This window comes from Pseudomonas sp. SWRI179 (genome assembly GCF_014268705.1).
Taxonomy (GTDB): domain Bacteria; phylum Pseudomonadota; class Gammaproteobacteria; order Pseudomonadales; family Pseudomonadaceae; genus Aquipseudomonas; species Aquipseudomonas zanjanensis.
In genome coordinates, this window is record NZ_JABWRA010000103.1 from 1 (window position 1) to 7,634 (window position 7,634).

The following is a 7,634-nucleotide window of genomic DNA, read 5'->3' on the forward strand; positions in this document are numbered from 1 at the left end:
CGGTGAATCAGCAACATTTTCGTTGACTGACACACCGCTTTCGCGAGCAAGCCCGCTCCCACATTGATTTGTTGGCTAGCCTGGGGTTACCAGGTCACGCCAAACCCCGCCGTGTAGCGCGTCTTGCTCAGGTCGCTGTCCTCGGTGCCCTCGATGACATCCTTCTCGGCCTTGAGATTGAGCGATGCCCAGTCCGTGACCTTGTAGCGCAGCCCCATCTCGGCGTCATAGGCGTACTCCGCCACGCCGGACAGCGGCTTGCCCACTTCGCCGTTGGTGAAGAACTCGACGCGCTTGCCGATCAGGTAGCGGTTGTAATCCCACTTCATCGCCACGGAATAGAAGTTGTCCTTGCCGCCGTCACGGTACTCGTAATCGGTGCGGTTGAGCAGCGAACCCAGGGAGAACGCCCCCAGTTCGTCATCCCAGAACTGGTAGCCCGGACCGGTACCCACTACGCGCTGGCGAGCCAGGTCTTCGACTTTGTCGCGTTTGTAATTCAAGCGACCTTGCCAGAACCATTTGTCGGTAATGAACCGGTCGAGGGAATACTCCAGGCGCCAGTTATCGGCGGACACGACGTCATCCTGGAATTCACGGTTGTATTCGCCTTCAGCAGTGTGCCGCCATCTGCCGTGGCGTGCCGAAGTCTTGAAATCGATGTCGTAATCATCGGTATCGGCTTCCGCACGCTGATAATCCAGCGCGGCATCGACATTGCCTTTCCACACCAGGTCCTCGACCACCGGCTTGGGCTTGAGGATCTGCTGGATACTGGCCAGCTCGACGGTTTTGGGCCCATCACCGTTGGCCAGGGTGACCTTGCCATCCTCGGCCGCTTGCAGCGCCTTGGCTTTCTCGCCGGTGTAGGCATCCTGCTTGACCAGGAGTTGCTGATCACTCTCCAGGGTCTTGACCTGTTTCCAGTCAATGGGAATCGCGCCGGCATAATCGGTCTGGATCAGCAACTTGCCGCCATCGAAAACGGTAATCTTGCCACTGAGTTTGTCCCCATTCTTCAACCAGACAGTGTCGGCAAGTAGGGGCATGGAGGCGCTGGCAACAGCCAGGCATAGCAGGGTTCTAGACAACATAAGCGATAAAGGGCTCAAGTTTGCGGTGAAAAGGCGGCATTATCCCCCAGGATGACACCTCAGCAAGGACTGACCTGTGTAGGACTGATGAGTTCATTTCTCAACCAGTCCTGTAGGAATTAATCTACAGACGGACACCCACCTCAGGAACCCCTACGTGACTGACACCCCAGCGGGCACCGAGAACGCCGCCCAGATCCGCCGCACCACCCTTTACCTGACCCTGGCGCAAGTGCCAGCGGGCAAGGTCGTCACCTATGGCCAACTCGCCGAAATGGCCGGCCTGGGCCGCGCGGCGCGCTGGGTGGGAAGAACCCTCAGCCAATTGCCGAACGACACCAAGCTGCCTTGGCATCGGGTATTGGCGGCCGGTGGTCGGATCAGCCTGCCGGTGGGCAGCGCCTCGGGGGATGAACAACGCGCACGCCTGCGCATGGAAGGAATCAGTATCCTGAACAATCGTGTTGATATTCAGCGCCATGGCTGGCGCCCGGTAGAGCACAGCGGTTAGAGTGCGCGCTTTGTTTTCGCAATTTTTGAGGCAGACTCCAGCCCATGCCCCGTAAAACCTGGCGCGCCGCCCTCGCCGCCTATGCCAGTCCCTCGACGCTCGTGCTGTTGCTGCTTGGCTTCGCCGCCGGCTTGCCATACATGCTGGTGTTTTCCACGCTTTCAGTCTGGTTGCGCGAAGCCGGCGTGGCCCGCGAAACCATTGGCTACGCGAGCCTGATCGGCCTGGCGTATGCCTTTAAATGGGTCTGGTCGCCGCTGCTCGACCAATGGCGCCTGCCGTTGCTCGGCAAACTGGGGCGCCGTCGTTCATGGCTGGTGCTCTCCCAGGCGCTGGTCATTCTCGGCCTGATCGGCATGGGCTTCTGCGACCCACAGAAACACCTGTCCTGGTTGATCGCCATCGCCGTGATCGTGGCCTTCGCCTCTGCGACGCAGGACATCGCCGTCGACGCCTACCGCCTGGAGATCGCCGACGACACCCGCCAGGCCGCCCTCGCCGCCAGCTACATGTCCGGCTACCGCATCGCCGCGCTGCTGGCCACCGCCGGCGCCCTGTTCTTCGCCGAAGGCTTTGGCTCCACCGGTTTCAGCTACAAACACTCGGCCTGGGCCGGCACCTACCTGTTGTTCGGCGTGCTGATGGTCCCGGCGCTCCTCACGTCCCTGTTCATGCGCGAGCCACCGGTACCGCTGCGCACCCAGTTGCAGGCCGGGCGCTACACGTTTGTCCATCAGTTGGCGTCGGTATTCGTACTGATCGTGCTGCTGGTCTCCGTCCCGGCGATGTTCACCCAACTCTTCAACACCGACTTCGCCAGCGTGCTGTTCGAGGGCGTCAGCCTGCTCGACCTGCTGCTCGAAGACCGCGCCTTCCTGCGGGCCATCCTCTATACCCTCTTGACCGCCCTGTGCCTGTCGGCCATGGGCCGGCGCGGACTGGCGCCAGTGCTGACGCCGATCAACGATTTCATCCTGCGTTATCGCTGGCAGGCCCTGCTGCTGCTCGGATTGATCGCAACCTACCGGATGTCCGACACGGTCATGGGCGTCATGGCCAATGTGTTCTACATCGACCAGGGGTTCACCAAGGACCAGATCGCCAGCGTCAGCAAGATTTTCGGGCTGATCATGACCCTCGTCGGCGCCGGCATGGGCGGCTTGTTGATCGTGCGTTTCGGCATCCTGCCCATCCTGTTCATCGGCGGTGTCGCCTCGGCCGCCACCAACATCCTCTTCCTGATGCTCACCGACATGGGCGCCAACCTGCAGATGTTGATTGTCACCATTTCCCTGGACAACTTCAGCTCCGGCCTGGCCACTTCGGCGTTCGTCGCCTACCTGTCGAGCCTGACCAACCTGAAATTCTCCGCCACCCAGTACGCCTTGCTCAGCTCGATCATGCTGTTGCTGCCGCGTTTGATCGGTGGCTATTCAGGGGTGATGGTGGAAAAGTTCGGCTACCACAATTTCTTCCTGATCACCGCCCTGCTGGGCGTGCCGACCCTGTTGCTGATCGCCTTGCACTGGTTCCAGGAGAACCGTCGCCAGGACTCGGCACCCGCCGAGGAACCGGCGCCCACCCGCCCCGCGGAAGAGTCGTAGGAAACTTCAGAAAACACCGGGAAAACCGGTGTCCGCACCTGGCGACCGGCCACGCGCCTGTACGCCAGGGCATCTCGCCCGTACAATGCTCCGTCACTTCTCGTCATCAGCAACCGACAACGGCCAACCATGCGCACCAGTCAATTTTTGCTCGCCACACAAAAAGAAACGCCTTCCGATGCCGTCGTGATCAGCCATCAATTGATGCTGCGTGCCGGCATGATCCGCAAACTCGCCTCGGGCCTGTACACCTGGCTGCCGATGGGCCTGCGGGTCATGCGCAAGGTGGAAGCGATCGTTCGCGAAGAGATGGACGCCGCCGGCTCCCTGGAAGTGTTGATGCCGAGCACCCAGCCGGCCGAGCTGTGGCAGGAATCGGGGCGTTGGGAAGAATACGGCCCTGAGCTGCTGCGCATCAAAGACCGCCACGGTCGCGACTTCTGTGCAGGCCCGACCCACGAAGAAGTGATCACCGACCTGATGCGCAACGAGTTGAGCAGCTACAAGCAGCTGCCGATCAACCTGTATCAGATCCAGACCAAGTTCCGTGACGAGATCCGTCCACGCTTCGGCCTGATGCGCGGTCGCGAATTCATCATGAAGGATTCCTATTCCTTCCACGCCGACCTGGCCTCGCTGCAGGTCACCTATGACCGCATGCACCAGGCGTACTGCAACATCTTCACCCGCCTGGGCCTGAAATTCCGCCCGGTTGAAGCCGACAACGGTTCCATCGGCGGTGCCGGTTCCCACGAATTCCACGTGCTGGCCGAGTCCGGCGAAGACGACATCGTCTTCAGCAACGGCTCCGACTACGCCGCCAACATCGAGAAAGCCGAAGCCGTGCCACGGGAAACCTCCCGCGCCGCGCCAACTGAAGCGTTGCGCCTGGTGGACACGCCGAACGCCAAGACCATTGCCCAGTTGGTGGAAGGCTACGACCTGCCGATCGAGCGCACCATCAAGACCCTGATCGTACGGGCGGAAGAAGCCGGCAAGTTGATTGCCCTGATCGTCCGTGGCGACCACGAGCTGAATGAAATCAAGGCCGCCAACCAGCCAGGCGTTGCCAGCCCGCTGGTCATGGCCACCGACGCCGATCTGCGCGACGCCATCGGCGCCGGTGCCGGCTCCCTCGGCCCGTTGAACCTGCCACTGCCGATCATCATCGACCGTTCGGTGGAGTTGATGAGCGACTTCGCCATCGGCGCGAACATTGATGACAAGCACTACTTCGGCGTGAACTGGGAACGCGACCTCCCGGTTCCAACCGTCGCGGACCTGCGCAACGTCGTGGCCGGCGATCCAAGCCCGGACGGCAAGGGCACCCTGGAAATCAAGCGCGGCATCGAAGTCGGCCACATCTTCCAGCTGGGCGACAAGTACAGCAAGGCGATGAAATGCGAAGTGCTGGGCGAGAACGGCAAGCCGGTCACCCTGCAAATGGGCTGCTACGGCATCGGCGTTTCCCGCGTGGTGGCCGCCGCCATCGAGCAGAACAACGACGAGAAAGGCATCATCTGGAGCGACACGTTGGCGCCATTCCAGGTGGCCCTGGTGCCACTGCGCTACGAAACCGACCTGGTGCGCGAAGCCACCGACAAGCTCTACGCCGAACTGACGGCCGCCGGCTTCGAAGTGCTGCTGGACGACCGCGACAAGAAAACCAGCCCCGGCATCAAGTTCGCGGACATGGAACTGATTGGCATCCCCCATCGGATCGTCGTCAGTGACCGTGGCCTGGCCGAAGGCAACCTGGAATACAAGAGCCGCACCGAGGCCGAGCCGCAAGCGCTGCCGGTCGACGACGTGTTGTCGTTCCTCCAGGCCCGTATCCGCCGCTGATACCAGATAGAGACGTCATGTTCAAGCGAAACACCTTAGGCCTCGGTGGCGCCGCCCTGTGCGGCGCCCTGCTGGTCAGCGGCTGTGCCAACCAAATGTCGCAACGCAGCGAGCACGAAGAGCGGGTCGAGCGCAAATTGCTCGACCACAGCCTGCAGATCGATGTGGGCGAACCCAAGGTGCTCGACCTGCCGCAGCGTCGGGTGCGCATCAATGAGCAGAAGACCTTCGAAGTCACTGAGTTCGAGGTCACCCGCCATTATGATCGCTACACGCCGTACCAACCCTGGCGGGAGATCTATGAGATCCCCTTGGGCGCGGTGGCCGTCGTGGCCGGTGTCGGTGCGAACGTGGTCAATGTGTTCGCCCTCGGCAGCTTGCCGGACACGGCGACCCGTGACTGGATCAGCTACGGTTTCGCCGGGCTCAACCCGTTCATGAACGTCCCTTCCCATGGCCGCGCCCAGCAGAACCTGGCGGGCATCGACGAAGTCCAGCGCGACAAGCGCACGGAACACTCGAGCCTGCCCTGGAGCGAACGCCCGGTGGAGGTCAAGGCCGCCCGGCAGACCTTCGAACTGAGTACCGACCGTAACGGCGTGCTGCGCTTGAACCTGCTGGAAAGCCCGTTCGCCGAACAGGACCTGAGCCAGTTCGGCAAATTGCAGATCAGCGTGACGGATGCCCAGGACGAGGTTCACACCGACTCATCCCTGAGCATCAGCAGCACCTTGCGTAGCAAGCTGGTGGAAGCCCACGCGCTGATCTACGACGACTTGGAAGACGACGAGGTGAGCCAGTGGGTCCATCGGGTCAGGCGCCTGTCGGAGCTGGGACTTGAAGAGGAAGCCAGTGAACTGGAACAGAGCCTGATCGAACTGACGCGCAACGATCCGGAGCTGCAGACCGAGTTCATGAAAGCCTTGACCAAGGATGGCGGACGATTGGTGGCGGATCCGGGCGCTCACTGAGCCCAGTCTGGATGGGGCAATCTCTCTTGTGGCGAGGGAGCTTGCTCCCGCTGGGCTGCGCAGCAGCCCTGAAACCTGCCACCTCGGTATGTCAGATATGTTGAGTAGCAGTTTTGGGTCCGCTACGCGGCCCAGCGGGAGCAAGCTCCCTCGCCACAAGCGCAAAAGGCATGGCCTTCATCAGCCAAGCGACAGCCTCACCGCTCAAACAACTCCAACTGCTCAAACCCACCCCGCAAGTCTTCCAGCCGCACCCCGATCCCCAATAACCGCACCGGCTTGCCGCCCCGGTTGAACGCCTGGGTCAACAACAACTGGTAACTGCCCAAGTCACGCCCTGCCCCGGCCTGCTCCAGCGTGGTCTGGGTGAAGTCGTGGAACTTCACTTTGACGAACGGCTTGCCCGGTCGATAACTGCTGTCGATCCGGGCCATGCGCCCCCTGAGGGTTTCCATCAGCTCCGGCAGTTTGTCGAGGCAGCTCACCAGGTCGGGCAAGTCGACATCGTAGGTATTCTCCACGCTGATGGACTGCCGCCGGCTGTCGTTGTGCACCAGACGCTCATCGATCCCACGGGCCAGGCTCCAGAGCCGCTCACCGAAACTGCCGAATTCGCGCACCAGTGCCAACTTGTCCCATTCACGTAACTGCAGGCAATCGTTGATGCCGAGCCGGTTCAGCTTATCGGCAGTGACCTTGCCAACGCCGTGGAGCTTGCTGACCGGCAGGGCCGAGACAAAATCCTCGACCTGATCCGGGGTGATGACAAACAACCCGTTGGGCTTTTTCCAGTCACTGGCGATCTTGGCCAGGAACTTGTTCGGCGCGACGCCGGCGGACACAGTGATGTGCAATTGATTGGATACACGCCGGCGAATGTCCTGGGCGATGCGGGTGGCGCTGCCGCCGAAATGGTCGCTGGCGGAGACGTCCAGGTAGGCCTCGTCCAGGGACAGCGGCTCGATCAGGTCAGTGTAATCGCTGAAAATCGTATGAATTTCCTTCGACGCTTCCCGATAGGCCTCCATCCGCGGCTTGACGATGGTGAGGTCCGGACAGAGCTTCAAGGCGTGGCCGGAAGACATGGCCGAGCGCACGCCGTAGGCCCGCGCTTCGTAGTTGCAGGTGGCAATCACACCCCGCCGATCCGCCGAGCCACCCACAGCCAAGGGCTTGCCGGCCAGCCGCGGATCATCGCGCATCTCGATAGCGGCATAAAAACAGTCACAGTCGACATGGATGATTTTACGTTGCGTCATAGCAGAACAGGGTGTGCGACGAATCGGGCCACCAGTATCGCACCGGCACCTGTATATAGCACCAGTAGTTTGAAAGATCCTTCGTTGAGGCCCGAAAACGCCTACACAAATTTACTTCTTCAATCGCAATGAACCGCCCAATAGAGCGCCAACCCTTGCCAGGCTTGCGTCACAGCGTTGTCACAATGCCTTTTACAAGGCTAAGCGCTTGAAGCGGAACAGTTTTTTTGAACGCCTGGCTTGACAGCTGCTCGATCCTCTGTAGAATGCCGCCACACAGACGCGGGATGGAGCAGTCTGGTAGCTCGTCGGGCTCATAACCCGAAGGTCGTCGGTTCAAATCCGGCTCC

7 protein-coding genes are annotated in these 7,634 nt (G+C 61.2%); 4 read left to right on the top strand and 3 right to left on the bottom strand.

What is annotated here, in order from left to right; genetic code table 11:
- Positions 1 to 86: 86 nt before the first annotated feature.
- Positions 87 to 1,094 (bottom strand): DUF481 domain-containing protein, encoded by a 1,008-nt coding sequence (locus HU767_RS28225; RefSeq protein ID WP_186731077.1) that lies wholly within the window; start codon positions 1,092 to 1,094, stop codon positions 87 to 89.
- 157 nt (positions 1,095 to 1,251) lie between these two features.
- On the opposite strand from HU767_RS28225, the gene HU767_RS28230 reads away from it, so the two are divergent.
- From HU767_RS28230 to HU767_RS28245, 4 genes are all read left to right on the top strand, one after another.
- On the top strand, positions 1,252 to 1,605 hold the full coding sequence (locus tag HU767_RS28230; protein ID WP_186731078.1) for an MGMT family protein: 354 nt from the start codon (positions 1,252 to 1,254) through the stop codon (positions 1,603 to 1,605).
- 44 nt (positions 1,606 to 1,649) lie between these two features.
- Entirely contained in the window at positions 1,650 to 3,209 is a 1,560-nt protein-coding gene (locus tag HU767_RS28235; RefSeq protein WP_186708395.1) for an AmpG family muropeptide MFS transporter, read from the top strand.
- 129 nt (positions 3,210 to 3,338) lie between these two features.
- Positions 3,339 to 5,054: a proline--tRNA ligase gene (locus tag HU767_RS28240; RefSeq protein ID WP_186731079.1), complete on the top strand. Its 1,716-nt coding sequence runs from the start codon at positions 3,339 to 3,341 to the stop codon at positions 5,052 to 5,054.
- Between the two features lie 17 nt (positions 5,055 to 5,071).
- A complete protein-coding gene (locus HU767_RS28245; RefSeq protein WP_186731080.1) occupies positions 5,072 to 6,025 on the top strand; it encodes a hypothetical protein in 954 nt (317 codons plus the stop codon).
- Between the two features lie 197 nt (positions 6,026 to 6,222).
- Here the strand turns inward: HU767_RS28245 and dinB are convergent, their stop codons facing one another.
- The gene (gene dinB, locus HU767_RS28250; RefSeq protein WP_186731081.1) at positions 6,223 to 7,284 is read right to left on the bottom strand and encodes a DNA polymerase IV; all 1,062 of its coding nucleotides are present in this window, start codon (positions 7,282 to 7,284) and stop codon (positions 6,223 to 6,225) included.
- Between the two features lie 169 nt (positions 7,285 to 7,453).
- Positions 7,454 to 7,634: hypothetical protein (locus HU767_RS29005; protein ID WP_238349539.1), on the bottom strand; the 181-nt coding region annotated here is incomplete at its 5' end.